17 protein-coding genes are annotated in these 26,984 nt (G+C 72.5%); 13 read left to right on the top strand and 4 right to left on the bottom strand.

What is annotated here, in order from left to right; all coding sequences use genetic code 11:
• Positions 1-103: 103 nt before the first annotated feature.
• The 3 genes from ACGF5C_RS15895 to ACGF5C_RS15885 all read right to left on the bottom strand — a co-directional run bounded on the left by ACGF5C_RS15895 (position 104) and on the right by ACGF5C_RS15885 (position 3,669).
• A complete protein-coding gene (locus ACGF5C_RS15895) occupies positions 104-1,681 on the bottom strand; it encodes an ABC transporter substrate-binding protein (protein ID WP_393302052.1) in 1,578 nt (525 codons plus the stop codon).
• A 79-nt stretch (positions 1,682-1,760) separates the two neighbouring features.
• Positions 1,761-2,669 (bottom strand): ABC transporter permease, encoded by a 909-nt coding sequence (locus tag ACGF5C_RS15890; RefSeq protein ID WP_393302049.1) that lies wholly within the window; start codon positions 2,667-2,669, stop codon positions 1,761-1,763.
• Positions 2,662-3,669 carry an ABC transporter permease gene (locus ACGF5C_RS15885; protein ID WP_393302045.1) on the bottom strand — a complete coding sequence of 336 codons (1,008 nt, stop codon included), beginning with the start codon at positions 3,667-3,669 and terminating at the stop codon, positions 2,662-2,664. Before ACGF5C_RS15885 ends, ACGF5C_RS15890 begins: the two co-directional genes overlap by 8 nt.
• A gap of 166 nt (positions 3,670-3,835) precedes the next feature.
• On the opposite strand from ACGF5C_RS15885, the gene ACGF5C_RS15880 reads away from it, so the two are divergent.
• A complete protein-coding gene (locus ACGF5C_RS15880) occupies positions 3,836-4,660 on the top strand; it encodes an IclR family transcriptional regulator (RefSeq protein WP_393302042.1) in 825 nt (274 codons plus the stop codon).
• Between the two features lie 43 nt (positions 4,661-4,703).
• On the top strand, positions 4,704-5,444 hold the full coding sequence (pepE, locus tag ACGF5C_RS15875) for a dipeptidase PepE (RefSeq protein ID WP_393302039.1): 741 nt from the start codon (positions 4,704-4,706) through the stop codon (positions 5,442-5,444).
• Positions 5,445-5,548: 104 nt separating this feature from the next.
• Here the strand turns inward: pepE and ACGF5C_RS15870 are convergent, their stop codons facing one another.
• Positions 5,549-6,448: a LysR family transcriptional regulator gene (locus tag ACGF5C_RS15870; protein WP_393302036.1), complete on the bottom strand. Its 900-nt coding sequence runs from the start codon at positions 6,446-6,448 to the stop codon at positions 5,549-5,551.
• 90 nt (positions 6,449-6,538) lie between these two features.
• Between ACGF5C_RS15870 and ACGF5C_RS15865 the strand changes: the two genes are divergently transcribed.
• From ACGF5C_RS15865 to ACGF5C_RS15815, 11 genes are all read left to right on the top strand, one after another.
• The gene (locus ACGF5C_RS15865; protein ID WP_393302033.1) at positions 6,539-7,564 is read left to right on the top strand and encodes a pyridoxal-phosphate dependent enzyme; all 1,026 of its coding nucleotides are present in this window, start codon (positions 6,539-6,541) and stop codon (positions 7,562-7,564) included.
• Positions 7,561-8,820 (top strand): M20 family metallo-hydrolase, encoded by a 1,260-nt coding sequence (locus ACGF5C_RS15860; RefSeq protein ID WP_393302030.1) that lies wholly within the window; start codon positions 7,561-7,563, stop codon positions 8,818-8,820. Before ACGF5C_RS15865 ends, ACGF5C_RS15860 begins: the two co-directional genes overlap by 4 nt.
• 468 nt (positions 8,821-9,288) lie before the next feature.
• Complete coding sequence (locus ACGF5C_RS15855) at positions 9,289-9,480, top strand: thiopeptide-type bacteriocin (RefSeq protein ID WP_393302027.1); 192 nt, start codon at positions 9,289-9,291, stop codon at positions 9,478-9,480.
• A gap of 108 nt (positions 9,481-9,588) precedes the next feature.
• Positions 9,589-12,387 carry a lantibiotic dehydratase gene (locus tag ACGF5C_RS15850; protein WP_393302024.1) on the top strand — a complete coding sequence of 933 codons (2,799 nt, stop codon included), beginning with the start codon at positions 9,589-9,591 and terminating at the stop codon, positions 12,385-12,387.
• 105 nt (positions 12,388-12,492) lie between these two features.
• Complete coding sequence (locus ACGF5C_RS15845) at positions 12,493-13,626, top strand: hypothetical protein (RefSeq protein WP_393302021.1); 1,134 nt, start codon at positions 12,493-12,495, stop codon at positions 13,624-13,626.
• A gap of 17 nt (positions 13,627-13,643) precedes the next feature.
• On the top strand, positions 13,644-16,415 hold the full coding sequence (locus tag ACGF5C_RS15840) for a TOMM precursor leader peptide-binding protein (protein WP_393302018.1): 2,772 nt from the start codon (positions 13,644-13,646) through the stop codon (positions 16,413-16,415).
• A 13-nt stretch (positions 16,416-16,428) separates the two neighbouring features.
• Complete coding sequence (locus tag ACGF5C_RS15835) at positions 16,429-18,198, top strand: thiopeptide-type bacteriocin biosynthesis protein (protein ID WP_393302015.1); 1,770 nt, start codon at positions 16,429-16,431, stop codon at positions 18,196-18,198.
• A gap of 338 nt (positions 18,199-18,536) precedes the next feature.
• A complete protein-coding gene (locus ACGF5C_RS15830; protein WP_393302012.1) occupies positions 18,537-19,223 on the top strand; it encodes an HAD family hydrolase in 687 nt (228 codons plus the stop codon).
• 15 nt (positions 19,224-19,238) lie between these two features.
• Positions 19,239-20,102, top strand: a complete 864-nt coding sequence (locus ACGF5C_RS15825) for a hypothetical protein (RefSeq protein WP_393302009.1) — start codon at positions 19,239-19,241, stop codon at positions 20,100-20,102.
• Between the two features lie 80 nt (positions 20,103-20,182).
• Positions 20,183-20,740 carry a hypothetical protein gene (locus tag ACGF5C_RS15820; protein WP_393302006.1) on the top strand — a complete coding sequence of 186 codons (558 nt, stop codon included), beginning with the start codon at positions 20,183-20,185 and terminating at the stop codon, positions 20,738-20,740.
• Positions 20,741-21,143: 403 nt separating this feature from the next.
• Positions 21,144-26,612 (top strand): carboxyl transferase domain-containing protein, encoded by a 5,469-nt coding sequence (locus tag ACGF5C_RS15815; RefSeq protein ID WP_393302003.1) that lies wholly within the window; start codon positions 21,144-21,146, stop codon positions 26,610-26,612.
• Positions 26,613-26,984: the final 372 nt, after the last annotated feature.

Genomic DNA, 26,984 nt, shown 5'->3' with positions numbered 1-26,984 from the left:
GTCGTGTTGGCCTGCGGGGAGTCGGATTCGCGGTGTTGTGCAGGAGGCGGCCGCCGGGCGCGTCGGGTTGGCGGCGGGCCCGGCGGCACGCCTCTCCGCGGCGTCAGCCCTTGTTGCTCAGCTGGAAGAAACGGATGATCCCGTCGGGGTACGAGGTGTACCCCTGCACGCCCGCGCGCTGCGCGACGACGATGTTGTACTCGTAGAGGTACGCCCACGGCGCCTGGGTGTTGATGATCTGCTGCGCCTTGCCGTACAGATCGTTGCGGACCTTCTGGTCCGACTCGGTCGCGGCCTGCTTCCAGAGGTTGTCGACCTCGGCGTTGTGGAAGTTGGCGTAGTTACTCGTGCCGTCGCTGGTCAGCAGGAGGCCGAGGTGGTAGCCCGGGTCGTTGACGAAGGAGGTCCAGCGGGTGATGTAGCTCTGCACCTTCTTGGTCGCGAGCGCCTCGAGGAACTGCGGACGCGCCATGTTGTTGATGTTCATCGTCACGCCGATCTTCGCCAGCTCGGCCTGGATGAGCACGGCGGCGTCCGACCAGTCCTGGAAGCCGCTGCCGAGGGTGAAGTCGAAGCTGAAGCCGTTGGGGTAACCGGCCTCCGCCAGCAGCGCCTTGGCCTTGTCCAGGTCGTACGAGTAGGCGTTGCCGGCGTCGCTGAAGCCCGGGGTCGAGCTGGCCACCGACGAGCGCATCGGCGACGCCTGACCCTTCATGACGTCGTTGATGAGCTTGTCGTACGGGATCGCGTACGAGACGGCCTGGCGGACCTTCGGGTTGTCGAACGGCTTGATGGCGTTGTTCATCCCGAAGAAGAGGATCTTGTTGCTGGCCCGGGAGTCGATGGTGACGCCGGACTGCTTCGACAGGGCGTCGACGTCCTTTGCGGGCACCTCGAGCGCGATGTCGACCTCGCCCTTGCTGAGCAACTGGACCCGGTTGCTCGCCTCGCCGATGAACTTCGTGTTGATCTTACGCAGGGCTGGCTTCTCGCCCCAGTACGCGTCCTTACGCTCGAGCACGGCCTCCGTCGCCGGGTCCCACTTCGTCAGCCGGTAGGGGCCGGAGCCCGCGGTGTGCGTGTCGAGCCACTTGCTGCCGCCCTCGGCGTTGACCTTGTCGATGTTGATGATCGAGAACGAGTACATCGGCAGGATCTGGAGGAAGAGGTGGTTCGGCGCCTTGAGGTCGATCCTCACCGTCTGCGAGTCGACCGCCGTCACGGTGTCGATGCCGGCCATGCCGTACAGGAAGCTCGCCGAACTCGACTTCTTGATGAAGTCGAACGTCTTGACGACGTCGTCGGAGTCGAGCGCCGAGCCGTCCTCGAACTTCACGCCCTGCCGGATGGTGAAGGTGTAGCTCTTCGAGTCGGTACTCACCTTCCACGACTCGGCCAGCATCGGCACGATCGTGTCCGTCTTGGCGGTCGGCTTGCCGTCGACCGTCGTGCGGTCGTACGTGACCAGTTGGTCGTAGGCCGCCACGACGAACGTGTCGGAGGTGACGTCGTTGGCCTCGGCGGGGTTGAGGGTCTTGCCGCCTTCGGAGTAGGCGGCAACGAGGGTGTCCTTGGCGGTCCCATCGGCCTGCGAGGAGCCGCCCTGGTTGGCGTTGGCTCCACAGCCGGCTGCGACGAAGATGACGGCGACCGCGGCGGCCAGGGTGGCGCTGCGCTTCACGCTGTTCTCCTTCAGGTCAGGGTGGGGGTGGGGGTGGGGTGGGCGGATTGGCTGGCGTCCGTGGCAGCTCCGCACCGGGTCATCGGCTCGTCCGCAGGCGTGGGTCGAGGACGTCGCGAAGGCCGTCGCCGATGAGGTTGAAGCCGAGAATCGAGGTGGCGATGGCGATGCCGGGGAAGAGGGTCATCCACCACTCGCCGCTGATGATGTAGCCACGGCCGTCCGAGATCATGACGCCCCATTCCGGCGTCGGCGGCTGCGCGCCGAGGCCGATGAAGCTGAGCGAGGCGGCCGTGAGGATCGCGTAGCCCATGCCGAGGGTCGCTCGGACGAGGATCGGGGCAACGGTGTTCGGGACGATGTGTCGGATGAGGATGGTCCGATCACGCAGGCCGATGGCGCGCCCGGCCTCGACGAAGTCACGCTCACGGAGCGAGCGGGTCTGGCTGTAGACGATGCGGGCGAACTCGGGGATGCCGACGACACCCACGGCGACCATCGCGCTCGCCAGGCCGGGGCCGAGGGCGGCGGCGATCGCCATGGCCAGCACGAGCGACGGGAAGGCCAGGAGCACATCCATCACCCGCATGAGCACCGCGCTCACCGCGCCGCCGACGAAGCCGGAGATGGCGCCGATCGGGACACCGACGAGAAGCGAGATCCCGACGGCGATGAGCCCGGTCCAGAGCGAGATCCGCCCGCCGGCGAGGACCCGGGCGAGGATGTCGCGGCCGAAGTTGTCCGTGCCGAAGAGGTGTGCGCTGGAGGGCGGTTCGAGGAGCCCTCCGGCGCCGGTCTCGGTGGGCGAGTACGGCAGCAGGTCGGCCACGAGAGCGCCGATGGTCCAGATCGCGATGAAGACGAGACCGACCATCGCCAGGCGGTTTCGGACCAGGAGGCGCCAGGCGGTCGTGGGCCTGGCGGTCGCCCGGTCGGACGACGCGACCCGGTGGTCCCGCGCGGTTGCGGACACGGTGGTGTCAGGCATTCTCGATCCTCGGGTCCAAGCGGCCGTTGAACAGATCGACGCAGAGGTTGACCGTCAGGTAGATGACCGCGGCGAGCAGGGTGAAGGCCTGGACCGGCGCGTAGTCGGTGGCGAGCACGGACTGCACGACATAGGCGCCGATGCCCGGCCAGCTGAAGACCGTCTCGGTGATGACCGCGCCACCGAGGAGCTGGCCGAACTGGAGTCCGACGACGGTCACGATGACGGGGGCGGCGTTCTTCAGCGCGTGCTTGAGGATGACCCTGGCCGGCGGCAGGCCCTTGGAGCGAGCGGTGCGCACGTAGTCCTGGTTGATCACCTCGAGCATCTCGGAGCGCGTCATCCGGGCGATGATCGCCGTGCTCCCGGTGGCGAGGCACAGGGCCGGCCAGATGATGTGGGCCAGCGACGACTTGAGCGCGACGAGGTCACCGGTCAGGAGCGAGTCGAGGACGTAGAGCCCCGTGATCGACGTCGGTGGGTTCACGTCCTGGGCGATGCGGCCCAGCGGTGCCGGCTCCCACCCGAGCTTGTTGTAGAAGACGAAGATCACGATGAGGGCGAGCCAGAAGAGCGGCATCGACGCCCCGACCAGCGAGAAGATGCGGCTGGCGTGGTCGATGGGCCGGTCGCGACGCGTCGCGCTGATGACACCGATCGGGACCCCCACGAGCAGCGAGATCAGGATCGCCGCGATGGCGAGCTCGACCGTCGCCGGCAGCCGGGAGGCGAAGTCCGTGAGGACGGGCTGCCCGGTGTGCCACGCGAACCCGAAGTCTCCGGCGAAGAGGCCGCGCACGTAGGAGACGAACTGGGCGACCAGTGGCTGGTCGAGGCCCATCTCGGCACGGATCTTCTCGACGGTCGCGGGGTCGGCCTGCTCCCCCGCGAGCGTCCGGGCCGGGTCACCGGGCAGGACTCGCGTGAGAAGGAAGATGCAGAGCACGACGCCGAGGAGCGCCGGGATCATCGCGAGGACTCGTCGCACCACGTGGTTCACGGCCACCTCCAATCTGCGCTTTGTTGGGTCTGACCTGGTCTCGGTGCCACCCAGGATTCGTCCGCCCGGCTTCCACGCGCAATACCTTCTCTGTATGTGAGAGGGCGTCTCGAGCTGGGTCGGGGTGCGGTAAGTTCTCACACGTCCCACCCATCCCGGAGGACCCATGTCAGACACCGGCCCTCGCCCCCGCTCGCCGCTCCAGACCGTGGACCGCGCCCTGGAGGTCCTTCTGTCGTTCACCGAGCGGCGTCGCGACTGGGGCGTCCTGGAGCTTGCCGAAGCCTTCGCCATCGACAAGTCGACCGCGCAGCGGATCCTCGCCGCGCTCGCCGCGCGCGGCTTCCTCAACGCCGATCCGGTGACCCGGCGCTACAGCCTCGGACCGACGATGTGGCGGATGGCCGCCGTCTGGGAGCGCACAGGAGGGCTGGCCGCCCTGGCCCAGCGGGTGCTCGAACCGCTCGCCTTCCAGACCGATCGCACCGCCATCTTCGCCGTCCCGGACGGGCTGCACGTCCGCTGCGTCGCCGCCGTCAACGGCGGCGAACCGCTGCGCAGCCATCCGCTCGTAGGCGAGCTGTACCCGGCCAACGCGGGAGCCACCTCCCGCGGCTACTTCGCCTTCCTCGACAGCAACGAACGACGCGCCCTCATCTCCGGTCGCGTCTTCGCCACGTTCACCGAGCTGACGAAGGTCGACGAGCACCAGCTCGAACGGCTCTTCGTCGAGACCGTCGCGCAGGGATACGCCTACTCAGAGGGCGAATACGACTACGCCACCAGGGCGCTCGCCGTTCCCATCATGCTCAGAGGCCGGCCCGTCGGCTCGCTCAGCCTCGGTGAGAGCAAGCATCCGGCGCGTCCAGACGACATCCGGGACCACCTGCCCGCACTACAGGCCGCCGCAGAGCAACTGTGCGCCCTGCTCGACAACCGGGCGAACTCGGCCGCCGCAACCCGGCAGACCACGACGCTCCGATCCCACTGAACGCCACGCCGACGAGCCAGACCGGCCGCATCGAGGAGACACCATGACCCAGGGCCACCAGAACCTCCTGCTCCTGTCCAACTCGACAGCTCCGGGACGGGCCTACCTGGAGCATGCGCGCGACGCGATCCTCCAGGCACTCGACGGCCGGCGCTCCATCGTGTTCGTCCCCTTCGCACTGGCGGACCACGACGGCTACACCAACACGGTCCGTCGGGCCATGGAGCCACTCGGCATCACCGTCCGAGGAGCACACGAGGGCACGCCACGCGACATCGTCGCCAACGCCGAGGCGGTCTTCGTCGGCGGCGGCAACACCTTCCGTCTCGTCAAGGCGATCCACGAGCTCGACCTGATCAGCGTCGTGCGCACCCGGGTGTCCGAGGGAATGCCCTACATCGGGTCGAGTGCCGGCACCAACGTCGCGACGCCGAGCCTGCGTACGACGAACGACATGCCCATCGTCCAACCGCCGTCCTTCGAGACCTTCGGCCTCGTGCCCTTCCAGATCAACCCCCACTACCTCGACCCGGACCCGGCCTCGACGCACCAGGGTGAGACCCGGGAGGAGCGGCTCACCCAGTTCCTCGAGGAGAACGACGTCCCGGTACTCGCCATGCGCGAGGGCACCTGGCTGCGGGTGAGCAACAGTTCTATGCGGCTCGATGGCGTGGCCGCGGGAGGGCGGATCTTCTGCCGCGCATCCGAGCCGGTCGAGGTCACGAGCGGCGCCGATGTGACCTGGCTCGCCGAGAGAGTGGCTGCGTTCGACGTCGGCCGCTGAGGTCGATCGGTCGGACATCCTGGAGATCTACGGGACGTGCCGCAGGTCCGCCCGCGAAGATCACCAACGACCTCGACGTGCTGCGCGTCGCGGCCGGGATGGGCTCACACCCGGTCCGAGCCAGCCGGAGTCTGCTGGGCCTTGAGGGCGGACGTGAACGCCTGGACCTTGGGATGGCGCGTTGCTCCGCGCCGTACGGTGGTGAAGATCTGTCTTCTGGGGCGGCCGTGGAGCGGGTGCGAGACCACGTTGTGACGGTCACCCGCACCTGACAGGTCGGGGAGCAGGGCGGCTGCGAGGCCGTTCTCAACGAGGCGCAGGTGGATCTGCAGGTCGGTGGAGGTGTAGCGGACGTCGGGCTCGAACCCCGCCTGTCGGCATGCCGCCGTCGCCCATTCCCGGGCGGTGCTGCCGACGGGCTCCATCACGAACGGACGCGACGCCAGTTTGGACAACGACCGCTCGCTCCACACGGCTGGCGTGATGAGCCGAAGTTCGTCGGTGAGCAGGTCGCGCCGCTCGGTCTCCCGGGCCCTCGGCAGGGGGTGGCCGGGATACTCCTCGCCGAGGACGATGTCGAACTCGCCGGCTACGAGAGCGGGATGAGCGACCTCGGGCTCGAGCTCGGTCACCTCGACCCGCAGCCTCGGGTGATGCTGCGCGAGCTGGGTGAGGGCGTACGGCACGAGCCTGAGGACCGCGGTCTGGAAGGCGGCGACCCGCAGCGTGCCGACGGTCTCGTTCAGGGACTGGGCGAGTGCGGCCTGGGTGCGTTCCATCTCTTCCAACAGCAGCTCGGTGTGGGCGACGAGGAGGTCGGCCTGGGCGGTCAGCCGGACCCGGCGGCCGGCTGGCTCGAGGAGGCGCACCCCGGTCTCCTTCTCCAGCGCGGCGAGCTGCTGGGAGACCGCGGACGGGCTGTAGGACAGCGCCTCCGCGACCGCGGTGATGGTGCCTCGGCGGGCGAGCTCGCGCAGCAGTCGTAGGCGTCGAAGATCGAGCACCGAGCCTCCCAATGCATCAGGTTTGCTTCACATTATCTTGCTGGTTTCCGCGCTGGACCTGATGAGTTTGTGGCGGGGACGATGGTCCGCATGATGCCGTGGTACCGGTCGCCGACCGCTCGTGACTGGACCAGCTCGTTCGCGTCGGGTGACGCGCACGCGTTCCACCGGTCGTTGCCGGGGTACACGCCCACGCCGCTGGTTCCGGTCCCCGATCTGGCCGGCGAGCTTGGGGTCGGGCGGGTACTGGTGAAGGACGAGTCGTCGCGACTCGGGCTGCCGGCGTTCAAGGTGCTCGGCGCCTCCTGGGCCTGCCGCCAGGTACTTCAGCAGCGCCCCGGCGCCACGCTGGTGACCGCGACCGAGGGCAACCACGGTCGTGCGGTCGCCCGCATGGCGGCTCACTTCGGCGTCGAGGCGACCGTGTTCGTGCCGGAGGTGATGCTGCCGGAAACCGCCGCCCGCATCGCCGGGGAGGGCGCGAAGGTCGTGTGGGTGGGCGGAGACTACGACGCCGCGGTGCGCCGGGCAGCCGAGTTCGCCGACGGTCATCCCGACCGGGCGCTGGTCCAGGACACCGCCTGGGACGGCTACGAGCAGGTGCCTGCCTGGATCGTGGAGGGCTACCAGACGCTGCTGGCGGAGGTCGACGCCCAGCTCGAGGGGCCACCGGACCTGGTGGCGGTCCCGGTCGGGGTCGGGTCGCTGGCTGAGACGGTCGTGCGGCACTACCGACGCCCGGGCACCACGCATCCGAGCGTGCTCTCGGTCGAACCCGACGCCGCAGCATGCGTGCTGGCCAGCCTGACCGCGGGCCGACCCGTGACGGTGCCGACCGCGGCGACGTTGATGGCCGGCCTGAACTGCGGCACCATGTCCCGCTCTGCCTGGCCGGTGCTGCGCGCGGGCTGCGACGTTGCCGTGGCCGTCAGCGACGACGAGGCGCTCCGCGCCGTCGACGACCTCGGTCGGCTCGGTGTCTCCTCGGGCCCGAGCGGCGCGGCCACCCTGGCCGGCGTCCGGGCCGTCCTCACCGACCCGCGGCGGCGTGCCGCCCTCGACCTCGGCCACGACGCCGTAGTCGTTCTGCTCAGTACGGAAGGACCCGTTCGATGACCCGTACCGTCCGGATCAACCGCGACCGACTCTGGGCCTCCCTCATGCAACTGAAGGAGATCGGCGCCTACCACGACGAGGCGACCGGGCTGCGCGGAGTCCGGCGTCTGGCGCTGACCGACGCTGACGCCGAAGCCCGCCGCCGCTGCGTGCGGTGGATGCTCGAGGCCGGGCTCGAGGTGCGGGTCGACCGCATCGGCAACGTCTACGCCACCCGCCCGGGCCGCGACCGGTCCCTGCCGTGCGTACTGATGGGCTCCCACATCGACACCGTCGCCACCGGCGGAGCCTTTGACGGCACCCTCGGTGTGCTTGGCGGCATCGAGGTGATGCGCACCCTCGACGACGCCGGCATCGAGACCCTGCGCGACATCGAGGTCGGACTCTTCACCGAGGAGGAAGGCGTCCGGTTCGGCACCGACATGCTCGGCTCGGCCGTGACGGCCGGACGCATCCCGCTCGACCACGCCCACAAGCTCACCGACGGGGACGGCAGGACCGTCAAGGAAGAACTCGTTCGCATCGGATTCAACGGCGACGCCCACGAACGGCGCCCCATCCCGTACGCCTACGTCGAGTGCCACATCGAGCAAGGCCCCATCCTCGCCGATGCCGGCGTCGACATCGGCATCGTCGAAGGCGTTCAGTCCATCTCCTGGCAGCGGCTCACCATCCGCGGTGAGGCCGCCCACGCCGGCACCACCCCCATCGAGTCCCGGCACGATGCCGGCCTGGTCGCGGCCCATGTCGTGGTCGAGGCCCGACGGATGTGCGACAGCGGCGACTTCGGACAGCTTCGCGCCACCATCGGGAACTTCGGCATCGGCGAAGGCCAGACCAACGTCATCCCGCACCAGGCCACCCTGACCATCGACCTGCGCAACCCCGACAACGACCACATGACCTCCGCCGAGCAGCACCTCGCCGGCTACGTCGACGAGCTCGCCGCCCACCACGGCGTCCAGGTCGGTTGGGAACGGATGGCCAAGACCGCCGTCGTCCCGTTCCACCCCGGCATCCAGGAGGTGCTCGCCGCCACCGCCGACGACCTCGGTCTGCCGTACGTGCGCACCATGTCCGGCGCCGGCCACGACGCCCAGGAGATCTCCGCGATCTGCCCCACCGCCATGGTGTTCGTCGCCGGCGAGAACGGCGGCATCAGCCATACGCCCCGCGAGTACTCCAACCCCACGGCCTGCGGCAACGGCACCGACGTCCTCGCCAACGCCGTACTCCGACTGGCGGACCAGCCATGACCGTCCGGGACCTGCTCGACGCCCTTCTGCACATCGATCCGGTCAACCCCTGCCTCGACCCGGACCCTCGAGGTCAGATTGAGAAACTCAAGTTTTTTGCTGACCAGAGCCGCCCGCGACATCTCTGGCCAATCGGCACGTGTCGCAACGACCCGGGTCCGCGAACCCGGTTCCGGCGACATTCCGGCGACGCGGACAATCCCGCCGGTCGGGCTCGCCGCACCGCGGCTGGACTGCGGGATTTCAGGAGGACCTGGGTCCCGGCGTCCACCACAACCGGCCCCTCGCACCGGATCGCGGGACCATACGTTCGCTCTGTCCATATTCGACATCCGTCGGACGGCCACCGGTCACTGGGCGGTCGGACGGGCAACGCGCGGTCGGAAGCGACTAGCGTCATTCCCACTGTCCGTGTTGCTCATCGAGCGCACCGCTCTGGGAGCAACGCCTTCGGAGAATGGAGTGACCATGCCGGACATGGCGGCCACGCTGGCCGACCTCGAAGACCTCAACCTGGCCGACCTGGAGGTGTCCGACCTGCTGGAGGTGCACGCCGTCCGCGACGCGGTGGCCCTGCCGGAAACCGGCGCCTCGGCGAGCACCTCCATCGTCTGGGAGTGGCTGGGCTACTCCTCCTGCGCCGCCCAGCTTCCTCTGTAGTCGTACCGGATCGGTGCCGACCGGCGGGGCCGGGTCGCCGACACCGTCGGCGCGACCGTCCCCACCGGTTCGACCGGCCGGTGTCGATGACCGTCCACAGGGGAGACCGTGTCCACCACCCGCCAGAACTCCGCTCCACCGGTGTCGTCGGCACCCGGCGGCCCGGTCGCACCGGAGGTCGAGGTCGCCCCGTACGTGCTGATCCGCCTGACGGGCGTCGACCAGCCGGCGTCCGGGCCGGCCGGCCGGCAGCTGCGCCGCCTCCAGGACCGCCTCGTCGATCGACTGGTCGAGTGCCACTCTCTCGGCCCCGAGCTCGCCGACGAGCTGTACCGGCTCGGCGGTCGGTCCTCGAGGGCGTACCGCCAGTCGGTCCTGCTGCCACTGCGGCGCGACGTCCACAACGGTCGGTCCCCGGCCGGCGATGTCCGTGCCCGGCTCGGCGACATTCCCGCACGCCTGCCGGCGTTGGGGCGCTGGTTGCGGGTTCGGGCCGAGATCGACCGGCTGACCGGCGCCATCGACGCCGGGTCGGAGGCGGCACTGGCCGAGGAACGCGTCGCGCTCGCCACCCTCTGCGGCAGCGACCCGTTCGGCCGGGCCGTGGCGCTGACCAGCCCGGAGCTGCTGGCAGCGGTACACCGCACGGCAGCGCGCGGCGGCGTACCGGACGCCCGCGGTCGCAAGTCGGAGCCCACCGTGCTCCGGTACGCGTTGCGGACGTCCACGCGGACCAGCCCGCTCTCCTGGTTCACCATCGTCGGCTGGGGCTCCTGGCCGGACGACAGCGCCCCCGGCCCCCCGCCGCCCGGGCCACGGTCCCGGCCCGAACGTGACCGTGTGGCCTGCCCGGAACCCGTGGCGGGCCTGGATCTGTCGGCGGCCGGAGTGCCGACGGCGGTAACCCGTCCACCGGCCGGCCTGGTCGCCAGCCTCTTCCTGGCCGGCAACGGCCGCCCGGGACAGGCGCCACGCACCCCGCACCGGCTGGCGCCCGGGACCCGCGTGCTCGGCGAGCACGTGGTGTTCTACCGCGAGCACCCGACGACCGGCGCCGACGGTGCGCCGGTGATCCGGGAGGAACGGGTACTGATGCCGCTGCGGCCCGCGCTGGCCGCGATCATCCGGGTGCTCCGCGCCGCACCCGGCGGGTACCCGCCGGAGGAACTCGTCGCGGCCCTCAGCCGACGCCCCGCGCACCCCGCCACGGACGCCGCGGCGGCCGAGCGGCTCGCCCGCCGACTCGTCGCTCAGCTCTGCACGGAACGACTGCTGGTTCCGGTGCCGCCGACCACCGAACACGACCCGGCGGCGCTCGCGGCGATCGCCGACTGGCTCGCCGACACCGGTGATCCCGCCGTCGCCGACCAGGTGCGGCGCCTCGACCAGGACATCCGATCCCTGGCCGACGTCGAGGCGGCGCGACGCGGTCCGCTGGTACGTCGGATCAGCGCGGGCTGGCGCGACGCCCTGCACTCGCTCGGCGCCACCGCGCCGCCACTGGCCCCGGCCACCGAGGACGTCGTGCTGCCCGGACCGGTACGGCTGAGCCGGCGGCCGGCGGACACCGCCGACCTGACCGCGCTGACCGGGCTCGCGTTGATGTTCGACGCGGACCAGGTGCTGCGCCGGCTGCTGCGGCACCGATTCGTCGAACGGTACGGCTCCGGGGGCCGCTGCGCCGACCTCGGCGAGTTCTTCGCCGAGGTCGGCGCCGGCTTCGGCGACCTGCCCGCGGTGACCCCCGACGGGGCCCTGGCCGGCGGTCCGATCGCCCAGGTGCCCGAGCTGGCCGCGCTGGCCACGCTGCGGCAGGAGGTGACCCGGGCGGTACGGGCCGGCGGCGGGGACGACGGTGTGGAGACCGTCATCGGTGCCGAACTGGTCGCCGAGGCGGTCGCGGCGCTGCCCCGCTGGTTGCGGGCCCGGCCGGCGTCGTACGCCTTCTTCTGCCAACCCGACGCCGACGGATCGGTCCACCTCAACCACATCTACGGCGGTTGGGGGCGGTTCACCAGCCGCTTCCTCGGCCTCTTCGGCGACGCCGGGATGCGGGAGGCGGTCGCCGCCCAGCTGCGCCGCGTGCTGCCCGGCCGGGTGGCCCAGTTCCGACCGGTACACGGCTTCAACGCCAACCTGCACCCGCTGCTGCTCGGCGAGGACGTCGGCGACGACCCACGGCTGGGCGGCCTCGACCTCACCGCGATCGAGCTGGTGCACGACCTGGCCAGCGATCAGGTCCGGCTGCTCGACCCGGCCACCGGTGACCTGCTCGACGTGCTGTACCTCGGCTTCCTCGCTCCACCGGCGCTGCCGGCCCGGGTCGCCGCGCTGCTCGGCGACCTGGGCAGCGGTGAGGTCGGGCTCGGCCACCTGGCCGCGACGCGGACGGTGTCCGGCCCGGGCGGGCAGGCGGTGGTCCGCGACAGGCTCCGCTGTGGCCGGTTCGTCGTCGCCCGCCGTAGCTGGCGGTTCGACGGCGGTGCCGAGGAGCGCCTTCGCGGACTCGGCTCACCGTCGACCGGTTCACCGGTCGCCGCCGCCGGGCTGCGAGCCGCCTGGGACCTGCCCGACCAGGTCTTCCTCCGTCAGGGCAGCCGACCCGCCGGGCACGGGCCGCCCGGCCGGCCCGGCACCGGGCCGTCCCCGGCGACCGGGTCCCCGTCCACCCCGTCGCCGACGCCCCCCACGGTGGCCGGGCTCCGGGAGGCGGTCACCCGGCCCAAGCCGCAGTTCGTCGACCTGGCCAGCCCGCTGCACCTGCGCTGTGTGCCCCGATGGCTCGCCCGGATCACCGGTCCCCTGGTGATCGAGGAGGCGCGCCCCCGCCCCGCCGGCCACGAGCGCCCGCACCGGGTCACGGAACTGGTCCTCGAGACCTACCTGCCGGCGGCCTCCGGTGACTGACCGGGCACCGCGCGGATCGCCGGCATGTCGACGCCCCGGGGCGAGCGCCTCCGCTCCGCCCACACCAGGCCCCCGCACCCGCACCGAGCCGAACCGAGCCGAACGATGACCGAGCCGAACACCGCCGTGACCGAGCTGACGCCGACCACCGACGTCGTGTGCCACTACCACGACGAGGTCAAGTCGCCGCTGCTGCGCGACGCCGTCCTGCCCGGCGCCGCGCGGCTGCGCGACGCCGGGCTGGCCGTCCACCTGGAACGGCACTGGCTGCACGGCCCACACGTACGCCTGCGGCTGCGCGGCCCGGCGGCGCTGCGGGCCGCCGAAGCCGCCGAGGCCGCCGAGCGGTTACGCGCCTACCTGGCGACGGCGCCGTCCCGGGCCGGCCTCGACGAGGACCTGTTGCGGCGCCGGTCCGAGGCGGCCGGCCGGGCCGAGCTCGTGCCGCCACCGTACGACCCGATCCATCCGGACAACACGGTGCTGGTGACCGAGGGCGACCAGAGCGGTCTCGCCGCCCTGCTCGGTACGCCGGGCGCGGTCGAGTGCCGTGCCGATGTTCTCGCCGCGGGGCTGGCCCCGGTGCGGGTGTCGCTGGACCAACTCGCCCTCGTCGGGGACGCCCCTGCCGCCCGGGTGGGCGTCGTGGTCACCGCGATGGCCGCGCACGCGGACACCTGGCCGGGCCGGCTGCTGTCCGGCTACCACACCTTCCTGTCCCACCTGGAGGACTTCCTCTTCGGCGAGCGGGGTCCCGTCCTGCGCCCGCGCTTCGCGGCCTTCGCCGAGCGGGCGGGCGGGCGGTACCACGACCTGGTCCGGCAGGCGTCCACACCGGACACCGCCGAGCCAGTGGCGGCGGCGTGGCGGGCCTGGAGCGCGGCTTCGTGGCGGATCGCCGAGCGGGCGTACGACGCGGGTGCGCTCAGCGGGATGCTCTCCGCCGAGTTCCGTCGCCGGTCGACCTCGTTCGACGAGGCCACCGCTGTCCGCTGGGACCTCAGCCGCCGTGGGGCGAGCGCCTACCACCGGGCGCTGGAGGCGTCGGGCTTCCAGCGGATCGCCGCGAGCCGGGAGTTCCAGGTCTACCGGTTCTGCACGAACATGCTCTACCAACTGCTGGCGCTCTGTGACGTCGCGCCGCTGGAGCGGTATCTCGGCGCTCACCTGCTCGCCGAGGCGACTCAGGAGATCCACGGTGTGCCGTGGCAGAGCGCCCTCGCGGCCCGCACCGAGTGACGCCGCGTGGAGGCGACGTGGGCGCGGTGACCCTGCGGCCGGGCAGCCTGGTCCGGCCGGTCGAGGGTGGGCTGTTCGTCAGCGGCTGGCAGTCCAGTTCGGTGGTGACCTGCCCGCCGGTCGTCGGCGAGCTGTGGCAACGGCTGGAGCCGCTGGTCCGCCGGGGCCTCGACCCGGAGGCCGCCACCGTCGGGTTGTCCGGCCGGACCGCCGGGGCGGTGCGCTGGCTGTTCGCTCTTCTCGCCGACCACGACGTTCTGGTCGACGTCCGGGTGCCACTGGTCGGTCACCCGTTGGCGGCCTACCTGGCCGGGCTCGCCCGGGACCCGGCCGACGCGCTGGGCGCGGTGTCGCGGACCACCGTCGCGGTCACCGGCGACGGTGCGCTGGTGCCGGCCGTACGCGCCGCGCTGACCGCCTCCGGCGTGTGCACCGGGGACAGCGCGGCGGCGGACCTGGTGGTGCGGGTCGGCACGGTGAGCGCCGTCGAACGTCCGGGTCCGCCCGCTCGCCCGCCCGCGTCGCCGTCGGCGCGGCGACCCGACGTCGTCCGGCCCGACGTGCTGCCGGTGACGATCCGCCCGGACGGCGCGCTGATCGGGCCGCTGGGCCGTGCCGACGACACCGCCGCCGCCCGCTGGCCCGGCGAGGGGGTGGACGGGGCTCCGGCACCATCGGCGCCGGCCCGTCCGCTGCTGCCGTTCCTGGTGACACACGAGGTCGTACGCGCGCTGAGCGGGCTCGCCGACGGTACGGCGCTGCTGCTGCGCGGTGCGGCCGTCCAGCGCCTCGGCGTGCCGACCGACCCGGCCGGGCAACAGCAGCGGCCACCGGCGGTGCGCGTCGGACCGCAAGCCGGGGCGACCGGCACCCATCCATTCGGCGCCACCGGACCGTCCGGCCCGGGCGACCCGGACGGGGACCTGGTGCGGGTGGCCGGGGACGACGACGCCCTGGTCAGGGCGGTCGCGTCGGCCGCGTCGGCCAGACGGCGACGAACGGGCCAGCCGGTGCTGGTCGGCGCCGCCCCGGACTGGCCGGTGGCCCGACACCTGGCCGAACAGCGGACCGCCCACGCGGCCGGCAGGGCGTACCTGGCGGTGCGGGCGCGCGGGACGGCGATCGAGATCGGTCCGTTGAGCAGCCCCGGTACGAACGCGTGCCTGCGGTGCGCGGACACCCGGCATGAGGCCGTCCTCGGCGCCGGCAGCGCGGACACGCTGCTCGCCGACGGCCGGCCGCTGCCGCTGCCGCCGTACTGGCGAGGGCTCATCGGGGAGCTGGTCGCCGGGCAGCTCGCCGACGACGCCGACCCCCGCACGGTCAGCGTGCTGGCCGTCGGCGACGGCTCGGTCACCCGGCACCTGCTCCGAGCGGTGCCGGACTGTCCGGCGTGCGGGGCGCTGCCACCCGACTCGGCCAGCACCGCCGTGATCGCCCTGCAGCCGCGCCGTCAAGCCGTACCGGACCGTTTCCGGGCCCGTCCCGACCTGCCGGACCTGGCCACGCTCCGCGCCGAGCTGGTCGATTTCCGGTACGGGCCGGTGACGCACGTCCATGCCGACCGGCAGGGTCCGCTCGCGCTCGCGGCGGCCGAGTTGCCGGTACCCGGCCGCACCGGCCGGCTCGGCGGGTTCGGTCGGGCGGCCGACCGACCGACCGCGCAGGTGCTGGCGTTGCTGGAGGCGGTCGAACGGGAGGCCGGCCGCTGCCCGGGGGCACGCCGGACGACCACCCACGGCAGCTACCGGGAACTCGCCGCCGATGCCGTGGACCCGGTCCGGCTGGGCCTGCCGGAGCCGGACGCGGTCGGCCACCCCGAGTACCGGCTGACCCCGTACACGCCGGACACGGTCACGTCCTGGGTGTGGGCGTACGACCTGACCGGTGGCCGGCCGGTCCTCGTGCCCGAGCACGCCGCCTACTACGGGGTGGACCGGCCCGGGGCCGCCCGGTTCCTCTACGAGTGCTCCAGCGGCGGCGCCGTCGGTGGCTGCCTGGAGGAGGCGCTCCTCTACGCCTGCCTGGAGACGATCGAGCGGGACGCCTTCCTGCTCACCTGGTACGCCGGGCGGACGCCGCCGGTCCTGGCGCTACCGCCCGACGCCGATCCGTTGACCCGGCACCTCGCCGACCGGATCGCGGCCGAGGGCTACACGTTGCACCTGCTCGACATCACCAGCGACATCGGGATACCGGCTGTCTGGGCGCTCGCGCTCACCGACGAGCCGCACCGGGCCGGCCGGGGCGCGACGTTCTCCGCGGCCGGGGCGCATCCCGATCCCCGCCGGGCCGCCGCGGCGGCGGTCCTGGAGGTCGGCGTCAACGTGGCGGTCGCACCGAGGACGGCCCGCCCGCCCCGGGACCGGCTGCTCGCCATGCTCGACGAGCCGGAGCTGGTGCGGGAGCTGGCGGACCACGCCGCCCTGCACCTGCTTCCGCAGGCCATGCCCCGGTTCGACTTCGCGCTGCGGGAGGCTGCCGCCGGCCCGACCCGCCCGTTCGCCAAGCACTTCGCCGGCTGGCGCGACCGGTGGCTGCACCCCGACCTGACCGAGGTGCTGCGCCGGGTGGTCGACGCGATGGCCGCCGCCGGGGCGCCACCGCTGGTGATGGACCAGACCGGGGCGGCCGAACGGCGCCTCGGCCTGGCCGCCGTGAAGGTTCTCGCGCCCGGGGCGCTGCCGATGACCTTCGGGCACCTCAACCGGCGGGTGGGCCTGCCCCGCCTGCGGCAGGCCCGGCTCGCCGCCCCCGACCACCCGATCCTGCCCCACCCGTTCCCCTGAAGGAGTGCCGAGCATGGGTCGCTGGTCCGCGCTGCACGTCCACCTGCACGGCGGCTCCGAACAGACCGAGACGGTGCTGCGGGAGCATATCGTGCCGGCCACGTCGGGCCTGCTCGCCCGAGGCGAGATCTCCTCCTGGTTCTTCGTCCGGTACTGGGAGGGTGGCCCGCACCTGCGCTGGCGGGTCGCCGACGCCACGCCGGAGACGGTACGGCGAATGCGCGACGGGCTGGTCGAAGCGGTGGCCGCGCTGCCGCCACCGGCCCGGGAGCTGCGCCCGGCCGACTGGTACGCCCGGTTCGGCGTGCGCGACGTCGGCTCCGCCGGCCCCGCCCTGAGCGGGCACGGGGACGGCGTCGGGCCGGACCTCGGCTGGCAGCCGCACGGCACGGTACGCGAACAGCCGTACCGGGCGGAGGTCGACCGGTACGGCGGCCCGGAGGCGATGGGGGCGGCCGAAGAGCTGTTCGCCGCGTCCAGTCGGGTCGCCGCGGCTCTGCTCGCCGCGCCACCTGCCCGCCGCCGGTCGACCACCGTGGACCTGTTGTTCGGCTTCCTCACCGCCAGCGGCCTCGCCGCGCACGAGGCGGTACGGTTCCTGCGCGGCTACGCCAACGCATGGACGCTGGTGCCGGAGGCCGACGGTCAGGACCTCGGCCTGGCCCTGATCGCGGCGCACCGCGACTTCCACGCCGACGCGTCCGCCTACCCGGCCCGGCGGCAGCTCATCGCCGACATCGTCACGCAGCGCAAGGGCGCCGCCACCACGGTGAACTACTGGGCGGACGAGGTCGCCGCCTACGTCGAGCGGTTGCGGACGCTCGAGGGGCAGGGCCGGCTGCACGCGGCGGTCCCCGGCATCCTCGCGTCGCAACTGCACATGCTGCACAATCGCCTCGGCCTGAGCATCCCGGCCGAGTGCCACCTGGCCTGGCTGGCATCGTCCGCGTACGCCGCACCGGCCGGGCCACCGGACTTCCACGCCGACGGGATCGACGCCCCGGACCGGGAGTACCACGAGCGGTCGAAGTTCATCCGTCCACTGTGGCCGAACCAGCTTCCCCGTACGGTCGAGCCGGCACCGGCCCGCCCCGGACCGGCCGGCCCGCCCGGCACCGGGCTGTTGGCGCTGCCCGAGCCGACGCCGGGCGCGCTCGGCGACACCACGCTCGCCCGGGCGCTGCTGGACCGGCGCACCCGCTACGACGTCGGCCGGGAGAAGGTGGACGTGGCGGACCTGGGCCGGCTGCTGCGCTACGCGGCCGGCGACACCGCGCCGCCGGGCAGTGAGCAGCGGCGCCTGGCGTACCCGAGTCCGGGTGCCCTGGTGACCACCCGGCTGATGGTGCTGTCCCGCCGGGTGACGTCGGTGCCGGCCGCACTCTACGAGTACCTGCCGCAGCGGCACGCCCTCCGGCGGCTGACGCCGGATCCGGGCGCCGACCGGCTGGCCCGGATCGCGCCGCAGTTCGCGCCCGCCGGCTCCGCCCGGACCGGCGAGCCCGACGCCGCTTTCGCCTCCGGCGGGCTCGACGTCGAGGCGGTGCCGCTCTGGCTGTTCGTGGTCGCGGAACTGCGCCGGGCCAGGGCCCGGTACGGGCTGCGGGGGTACCGGTTCTGCGCCATCGAGACCGGCCATCTCGCCCAGAACCTGCTGCTCGCCGCGACGGCCATCGGGCTGTCCGCCGCCCCGCTCGGCGGGTTCTTCGACGACGAACTCAATCACCTGCTGTTGCTCGACGGGCTGGACTCCAGCGCCTTCTACGCCCTCTCCCTCGGGTGAGGGCGGCACCTCCCGCGACACGCCGCACCGGCCTCCCCGGCCCGGAGGGAGCGTTCCACCAGCTCAGTGGCCTCCGCGCCGAGGCCCAGGGCGGTGCCGAGACGCGCCGCGACTGCCGCTGCCGGTGGGTCACCGCGCCGGGCACCGTACCCGTTAGTCTGGTCGCGGCCCTGGTGCCGTTCGCCACGAGGCAGGGGACTGGTTCTCGACGGGAGGCGGCTGGCCGCGTACGGTGCGGGCGTGGTGGTGCGCGTGCGCGTCGGTAGCGGTGACCGCGAGGTCGGGCGGGACAGGGTCGAGGTGGCGGCCCGGGTCCACGGACGGCTGAGAGGCGGCCGGTGAACCGCACCCGCCGGAACCCGTACGTGAACCGGCCGCCCCGCGTCGGCCCGGCCGCGGTCGTGTTCGACCTCGACGGCACCCTGGTCGACACGATGACGATCGCTCCCACCGTGTACGCCGACACGATCCGCGCCCTCGGCGGGCCGGACGTCTCGCCGGCCACGGTCGTCTCCACCTGGCACATCGGAGCCACGCCAGTGGTGCTGGCCCATTTCCTGCAACGGCCCGTCACCGCCCCCGACCTCGAGTGCTTCCACCGTCATTTCGAGGCGGTGGTCGCGGACGTAAGACCGTTCCCCGGCGTGCTCGACCTGGCCGACGACCTCGACCGGGCCGGCTGCCGGCTCGGCATCTTCACCGCCGCCCCACGACGGAGCACGACCCTCGTGCTGGCCCGAACGGGGCTCGACCGGCTGTTCCCGGTCGTGGTCTGTGGTGACGAGGTCCCCGCGCCGAAGCCCGCGCCGGACGGGCTGTTGCTGGCCTGCCGCCTCCTGGGCGTCGACGTCGCCGAGACCGCGTACGTCGGCGACGCGGCGGTGGACCTCGCGTGCGCGGAGGCGGCGGGAGCACTGGCGGTGCACGCCCGCTGGTGCGACACCTCCCCGGCCGCGGCGGACGTCGCGGCGGTGGCCCACCGACCCGCCCAGGTTCTCGACCTGCTCGCGGTGACGGCTACCTGACGTGGGAGGCCATGAGTGCGCGTCAGCATGGCGACCAGCGCCGGCAGGGCCGGCCAGCCGAACGAGGACTTCGTCGGCGCCGTTCCCGGCGCCGCTGTGCTGCTGGACGGCGCCGGCATCCCGGGAACCGAGCCGATCTGTTCCCACGGTGTCGCCTGGTACACGCACCGTCTCGGCGGCGCGCTGCTCGGCCTGCTGTCGCGTGACGACGGGCGAGACCTCGCGGCGATCCTCGCCACCGCGATCGGCGAGATAGCCGCCGATCACGGCGGCACCTGCGACATCACGAACCCCAGCAGCCCGCAGGCGACCGTGGCGATCGTCCGCGCCCACCGGGGCCGCCTGGACTATCTCCTGCTCGCGGACTCCTTCCTCGTCCTCGACCAGGTCCGCGGTGGCCCGCAGGTCATCACCGACGAGCGTGAGGTCACCACCAGGCGCACCTGCTCGGCGCCCCTGGACGGCGTTCCCAGGGGAACGCCGGAGTACGACCGCATCCGGGACTCCTGCGTCGAGGCACTGCGCGCTCGGCGGAACCAGCCGGGCGGCTACTGGATCGCCAAGGACGATCCGCACGCGGCGGAGGAGGCGGTGACCGGCAGCCGGTCGCTTCATGACCTGGGCAGCGTCGCGCTGCTCAGCAATGGCGCCAGCCGCATCGTCAGCCCGTACGGCATGACCGACTGGCCCGGCGTACTGGGCCTGCTCGGCGCGTACGGGCCGGCCGAGATCATCCGCCGCGTCCGGCAGGCCGAAGCCCGCGCCTCCGGAGGCCCCGATGCTCGGGTCCCTGACGACGCCACCGTCGCCCACTGCACCCACCTGCCGCGCTCGGAGGGGGCCGGGGGGCCGCCGACGGGACATCCGGACCGGGGCTGAGCGGTCCGGCAGAAGCGCCGCGTTCCATGCTCTGGGCGAACACCTAATCCGACCATGACCGCACCGGCTTGAATGGGGACATGTGGGCCAGCAGGGACGGACGGAACTGGCGGATCGGCACCGCCACTGACGTGGACTGGATCGCCGGCCACACCACCGACGGCGTCTCGATCACCACCGCCATCCCGCCGCTCTTCGACGCCTACGCCACCACCTACCAGGCCGACGACACCACCGCCGCCGCCTACGAGCGTGCCCTCGTCGACCACCTCGTCTCGCACACCGCCCGACAGCCCTGGTGGCTGGCGTACCTCGACACCGGCGCCCACGACGTCGTCTTTCCCCTCGCGCCCCGGGTGTCGCTCTACTGGAACTGGCCCTACGTGCTGGTCGAGGCCGGGCCCGAGCAAGCCCTCGGCTGGCGAACCGGTCACATGCGCCACGGCCTCGGATCGCTGCCCGACCTGTTCTTCCCGGCCGACCGGTCATGGCTGGTCTCCGCACTCTGGGACGACACCTGGACCTGCGTCGGCGGCTCGGATCCGCTGATCGACAGCCTCCAGCGCAACCCCCTGGCCAACGCCCGCCGCGTCGAACCCGACCAGGACGCGTTACCACCGGGACTCACCCGTGAATGACCCCTGGCCGATCCCGCCCGCCAGCGTTCATGGAACGAGATCCGGTAGCTAGCGACAGCGGGGAAATTTAGCACGGAGAGTCGCCACGGAAACTCGTCCACGGAAACGGCGGCGTTCGCACGAATTGCCTCCCGGACGAAGTCCCGCCAGAATCGCCATGAGCGCGGCGGGAACGTGGTGAACACCCTTCGTCATGTCACAGCGGGCCGTGCCGCCCCGCCGGAGTTCGAGCCTCTGCCCTACGGTGTTGGGGGCGCGTAGCGCGCTGTCTGCAACATGGCACTGCCGGCCGCCGGATGTCGAGCGAAACAGGGGTTCTCAAGTGCCGGCGGAAGGGTGAACACTGCCGGGGGCTGCCGTGTCACGGGGCGTACATCGTTGGTCTACAGGAAGGCTCGGTCGGGTGTTCAGTCGTGTCGCCATCGTCAACCGTGGAGAGGCCGCCATGCGGCTCATCCACGCCGTACGGGACCTGGCCGCGGAGACCGGCGCCCGGATCGAGACCGTCGCCCTGCACACCGACGTCGACCGTACGGCCACCTTCGTCCGCGAGGCGGACCTGTCCTACGACCTCGGTCCCGCGTCCGCGCGCCCGTACCTCGACCTGAAGGCGCTGGAGCGCGCGCTGGTGGAGACCGGGGCCGACGCCGCCTGGGTCGGCTGGGGCTTCGTCGCGGAGGACCCGGCGTTCGCGGAGCTGTGCGAGAAGGTCGGCGTCACGTTCGTCGGCCCGAGCGCGGAGGCCATGCGCAAGCTCGGCGACAAGATCGGCGCAAAGCTGATCGCCGAGGAGGTCGGCGTGCCGGTCGCGCCGTGGAGCCGCGGTGCGGTCGAGACCCTGGACGCGGCCCTGGCGGCGGCGGCCGAGATCGGCTACCCGCTGATGTTGAAGGCGACCGCGGGCGGCGGCGGGCGCGGCATCCGCGTGATCACGAACGAGGCCGAACTCGCCGACGCCTACGAGCGCACCAGCCAGGAGGCCGCGCGGGCGTTCGGCAGCGGCGTCGTGTTCCTGGAGCGCCTGGTCACCGGCGCCCGGCACGTCGAGGTGCAGGTGATCGCGGACGGCGAGGGCACGGCGTGGGCGCTCGGTGTCCGCGACTGCTCGGTGCAGCGGCGCAACCAGAAGGTCATCGAGGAGTCGGCGTCGCCGGTGCTCAGCCCCGCGCAGGCGGCCGAGCTCAAGGCCTCGGCCGAACGGCTGGCCGTCGCGGTCGGCTACCGCGGCGCCGCGACCGTCGAGTTCCTCTACCACCCCGGCGACCGGCTGTTCGCGTTCCTCGAGGTCAACACCCGCCTGCAGGTCGAGCACCCGATCACCGAGGCGACCACCGGGTTCGACCTGGTCAAGGCGCAGCTGCACGTGGCCTCGGGCGGGCGGCTCGAAGGCGAGCCGCCGGTGGAGCGCGGGCACGCCGTCGAGGCCCGGCTGAACGCCGAGGACCCGGACCGCGACTTCGCGCCCTCCCCGGGCCGGATCGCGCGGCTGGACCTGCCCGCCGGGCCGGGTATCCGGGTGGACACCGGCGTCAGCGAGGGCGACACCATCCCCGCCGACTTCGACTCGATGATCGCCAAGATCATCGCGTACGGCCGCGACCGCGACGAGGCCCTCGGCAGGCTGCGCCGGGCGATGGCGCAGACCACGGTGATCATCGAGGGCGGCGCGACCAACAAGAGCTTCGTGCTCGACCTGCTCGACCAGCCCGAGGTGATCGACGCCAGCGCGGACACCGGCTGGATCGACCGCGTCCGCGGCGAGGGCAGGCTCGTCTCGCACCGGCACTCCGCCGTCGCGCTGGCGGCCGCGGCCATCGAGGCGTACGAGGAGGAGGAACGCGCGGAGCGGCAGCGGCTGCTGTCGACGGCGTTCGGTGGGCGCCCGCAGGTGCAGCACAAGAGTGGCCGACCGCTGGACCTCAAGCTGCGGGGCGTCGGCTACCGCGTGCGGGTCGCGCGGGTCGGCGCGCACCGGTTCCGCGTCGGCATCGAAGCGGGTGACGACGTCCGTACCGCCGACGTCGAGCTCGACCGCTTCGACCGGCACACCGGGCAGGTCGTCGTCAACGGCACCCGGTACCGCCTGCTCACCGGCACGCACGGGCCGATCCACCTGGTCGAGGTGGACGGGGTGACGCACCGGGTCAGCCGCGACGAGGGCGGCGTGGTGCGCTCCCCGGCGCCGGCGCTGGTCGTCGCCACGCCGCTGGAGGTTGGCGCCGAGGTCGAGGCGGGCGCGCCGGTGCTGGTGCTGGAGAGCATGAAGATGGAGACGGTGCTGCGGGCGCCGTTCCGGGCGCGGCTGAGGGAATGCGCCGTGTCCGTGGGCAGCCAGGTGGAGACCGGCGCCCCGCTGCTGCGCCTGGAGCCGCTCGCTGACGACGCCGACGACGACGCCGAGGACACCTCGGCCGCCGAGTCCGTCGAGCTGGACCTGCCCGCCGTGCCCGGGGAGGTACCGGCTCGGGAGCGCATCACGCGCGGCCAGGAGGACCTGCGCAGCCTCCTGCTGGGCTTCGACATCGACCCGCACGACGATCGCCGGACGCTCGACGACTACCTCGCCGCGCGCCGGGCGGCCACCGAGGACGGCCACCGGCCGCTGGCCGAGGAGTTCGAACTCGTCGACGTGTTCGCCGACCTCGCCGAGCTGAGCCGCAACCGGCCGGCGGGCGAGGACGTCGGCGGCGAAGGGCACGTGCACAGCGCCCGCGAGCACTTCCACACCTATCTCCAGAGCCTCGACGTCGAGCGGGCCGGGCTGCCGGAGGCGTTCCAGGCCAAGCTCGCCCGGGCGCTCGGGCACTACGGCGTCACCGATCTGGAGCGCTCCCCCGAGCTCGAAGCCGCGGTGTTCCGCATCTTCCTCGCCCAGCAACGCGCGTCCGCCGACGCGACGGTCGTCGCGACGTTGCTGCGCGCGTGGCTGCGGGAGCCGCCGCCGGACGAGGTGCTGCGTGAGCCGGCCGGCCTCGCGCTGGAGCGGCTGGTGGCCGCGACGCAGGTCCGCTTCCCCGTGGTCGCCGACCTCGCGCGCGGCGTGGTGTTCGCCTGGTTCGGCCAGCCGTTGCTGCGCCGCAACCGCGCCCGCGTCTACGCGAACGTCCGCAAGCACCTGCGCCACCTGGACGCGCACCCGGACGCGCCGGACCGCGCCGAACGCGTCGGCGAGATGGTGCGCAGCACCGAACCGCTGGTGCGGCTGCTCGGCCAGCGGCTCGTCCGCGACTCCCTGGACCACGCGGTCATGCTGGAAGTGCTGACCCGCCGGTACTACGGCAACAAGGATCTGACCAGCGTCCGCACCAGCGAGGTCGCGGGCTGCACCTTCGTGGTCGCCGAGCGCGCGGGCTCGTGCGTGGTCTCCGCCGCCGTGAGATTCGAAGCGCTGGGCAGCGCGCTGCGCGGGCTCGCGGAGCTGGCGGATGGCGAGGACGCCGTCGACGCCGACATCTATCTCGCCTGGGAGAAGCAGCCGGAGGACTCGGACGCGATGGCGGCGGCGCTGCACGAGGTCGTCAGCGCGCACCCGCTGCCGAGCCGGGTCCGCAGGGTCACCACCACCGTCGCGGGCCGCAGCGGCGCGGTGATGCACCACCACTTCACGTTCCGGCCGTCGACCACCGGGATGACCGAGGAGCGGCTGATCCGGGGCCTGCACCCGTACATCGCGCAGCGGATGCAGCTGGAGCGGCTGCGCAGGTTCGATCTCACCCGACTGCCGTCGTCGGACGAGGAGGTCTACCTCTTCCGGTGCGTGGCGCAGGAGAACCCGTCGGACGACCGCCTGGTCGCGTTCGCGCAGGTGCGTGACCTGACCGCACTGCGGGAGCACGACGGCAGGCTGGTCGCGCTGCCGACAGCCGAGGACGTCGTCGCCACCTGCCTCGACTCGATCCGCCGTGCGCAGTCGCGGCGACCGTCGAAGAATCGCTTCAACACCAACCGGATCGTGGTCTACGTCTGGCCGCCGAGCGACCTCACCCGCGCGGAGCTGGAGATGATCGCCGGGCGCGTGCTGCCGACGACCGCGGGCGCCGGGCTGGAGGAGATCCTGTTCATCGCGCGGCAGCGTCACCGGACGACCGGCGAGCTGACCAAGATCGCCGTGCGGGTCTCCTTCGACGCCACCGGCGGCACCAAGCTGACCGTCGGCCAGCCGTCGGACGAGCCGGTCGAGCCGCTCGACGGCTACCGGCAGAAGGTGCTGCGCGCGAGCAGCCGCAACACGGTGTACCCGTACGAGCTGACCGGACTGCTCGGCGACTTCGTCGAGCACGACCTCGACGACGACCACGCGCTGGTGCCGGTCGACCGGCCGAAGGGCCGCAACACCGCGGCGATCGTCGCGGGCGTGGTCAGGACGCGTACCCGGCGGCACCCGCAGGGCGTCACCCGGGTCGTGCTGCTCGGCGACCCGACGAAGTCGCTCGGCGCGCTGTCGGAGCCGGAGTGCCGCCGGGTGATCGCCGCGCTGGACCTGGCCGAGCGGATGCGGGTGCCGCTGGAGTGGTACGCGCTGTCCGCCGGCGCCCGGATCTCGATGGAGTCCGGCACGGAGAACATGGACTGGGTGGCCGCGGCGCTCAAGCGGATCGTCGAGTTCACCCAGGACGGCGGCGAGATCAACATCGTGGTCGCGGGCATCACCGTCGGCGCGCAGCCGTACTGGAACGCCGAGGCGACGATGCTCATGCACACCAGGGGCATCCTGGTGATGACGCCGGATTCGGCGATGGTGCTCACCGGCAAGCAGTCGCTCGACTTCTCCGGCGGCGTGTCGGCCGAGGACAACTTCGGCATCGGCGGCTACGACCGGGTGATGGGGCCGAACGGGCAGGCGCAGTACTGGGCGCCGAACCTGACCGCCGCGCGGGACGTGCTGATGTCGTACTACGACCACACGTACGTCGCGCCCGGCGAGGCGGGGCCGCGGCGGGCGAAGACGACCGACCCCGTCGACCGTGACATCTCCGACTTCCCGCACGCCCTGGCGGGCAGCGACTTCACCACGGTGGGGGAGATCTTCTCGGCCGAGGCCAACCCGGACCGCAAGAAGCCGTTCGACATCCGGACCGTGATGCGGGCGCTCTCCGACCAGGACCACCCGGTGCTGGAACGCTGGGCGGGCATGGCCGACGCGGAGACCGTGGCGGTGCAGGACGTGCATCTCGGCGGCATGCCGGTGTGCCTGCTCGGCATCGAGTCACGGGCAGTGCCGCGGCGCGGTTTCCCGCCCACGGACGGCCCGGACACCTACACCGCGGGCACGCTGTTCCCGCGGTCGTCGAAGAAGGCCGCCCGGGCGATCAACGCGGCCAGCGGCAACCGGCCGCTGGTGGTGCTGGCGAACCTGTCGGGCTTCGACGGCTCGCCGGAGTCGATGCGGAAGCTGCAACTGGAGTACGGCGCCGAGATCGGCCGCGCCATCGTGAACTTCCGCGGGCCCATCGTGTTCTGCGTGATCTCCCGGTACCACGGCGGCGCGTTCGTGGTGTTCTCGAAGGCGCTGAACCCGAACATGACCGTCCTCGCGCTGGAGGGCTCGTTCGCCTCGGTGCTCGGCGGCGCCCCGGCCGCCGCGGTGGTGTTCTCCGGTGACGTCAACGCCCGCACCGCGGCCGACCCGCGCGTGCGGGACCTGGAGGCCCGCGTCGCGGCCGCCTCCGGCGCCGACCGCGCCGCGTTGACCGCGGAGCTCGACGAGCTCCGCGCGTCGGTCCGCGCGGAGAAGCTCGGCGAGGTGGCCACGGAGTTCGACCGCGTGCACAACATCCAGCGCGCCGTCGAGGTCGGCTCCGTCGACGCCGTCATCCGCGCCGCGGAACTGCGCCCACGGATCATCGAGGCCATCGAGTCCCGTTCGCGCTGACCCGACCCGTCGCCGGCCGTGGCGTCCAGCCCCGGCCGGCTCGTCCGCCAGGCGCCTGCACCGGTGCGCGGAAGCCTCCGCGCACCGGTGCCCTCGCCGTCGTGACCGAGGGACGTCGACACCCTGCGGTTTGACCCGTCTCCACCGCTGGGCCGAGGTCGATTCGTCGGGATCGCACAGGCCGCCGGCGGGCTGGTGTGCTCCGGCCGAGCCTTGGGGCCCGTCCGGCAGCCTGCCGCAGCCAACCATCACGAGCCGTCTTCATATTTCCATCGATCTCGATTAGGCTCTGACCCGTCCTGAAATGATCCACAATGGAGGCGCCTCGTGAGGAAGATGACCGTCCGCCGCAAGAGCTCGCTCCGCCTGCTG

This window comes from Micromonospora sp. NPDC047620 (genome assembly GCF_043205005.1).
GTDB lineage: Bacteria > Actinomycetota > Actinomycetes > Mycobacteriales > Micromonosporaceae > Micromonospora.
The sequence above is the reverse complement of the archived record's forward strand: the minus strand, read 5'-3'. Positions and strand labels throughout refer to the sequence as shown.

Excerpts from the sequence above, each read along its gene's own strand:
- ACGF5C_RS15820 (WP_393302006.1), top strand. The coding sequence starts at position 20,183 with ATGTGGGCCAGCAGGGACGGACGGAACTGGCGGATCGGCACCGCCACT.
- ACGF5C_RS15835 (WP_393302015.1), top strand. The coding sequence starts at position 16,429 with ATGGGTCGCTGGTCCGCGCTGCACGTCCACCTGCACGGCGGCTCCGAA.
- ACGF5C_RS15865 (WP_393302033.1), top strand. The coding sequence starts at position 6,539 with ATGATGCCGTGGTACCGGTCGCCGACCGCTCGTGACTGGACCAGCTCG.
- ACGF5C_RS15860 (WP_393302030.1), top strand. The coding sequence starts at position 7,561 with ATGACCCGTACCGTCCGGATCAACCGCGACCGACTCTGGGCCTCCCTC.
- ACGF5C_RS15845 (WP_393302021.1), top strand. The coding sequence starts at position 12,493 with ATGACCGAGCCGAACACCGCCGTGACCGAGCTGACGCCGACCACCGAC.
- ACGF5C_RS15880 (WP_393302042.1), top strand. The coding sequence starts at position 3,836 with ATGTCAGACACCGGCCCTCGCCCCCGCTCGCCGCTCCAGACCGTGGAC.
- ACGF5C_RS15855 (WP_393302027.1), top strand. The coding sequence starts at position 9,289 with ATGCCGGACATGGCGGCCACGCTGGCCGACCTCGAAGACCTCAACCTG.
- pepE (WP_393302039.1), top strand. The coding sequence starts at position 4,704 with ATGACCCAGGGCCACCAGAACCTCCTGCTCCTGTCCAACTCGACAGCT.
- ACGF5C_RS15890 (WP_393302049.1), bottom strand. The coding sequence starts at position 2,669 with ATGCCTGACACCACCGTGTCCGCAACCGCGCGGGACCACCGGGTCGCG.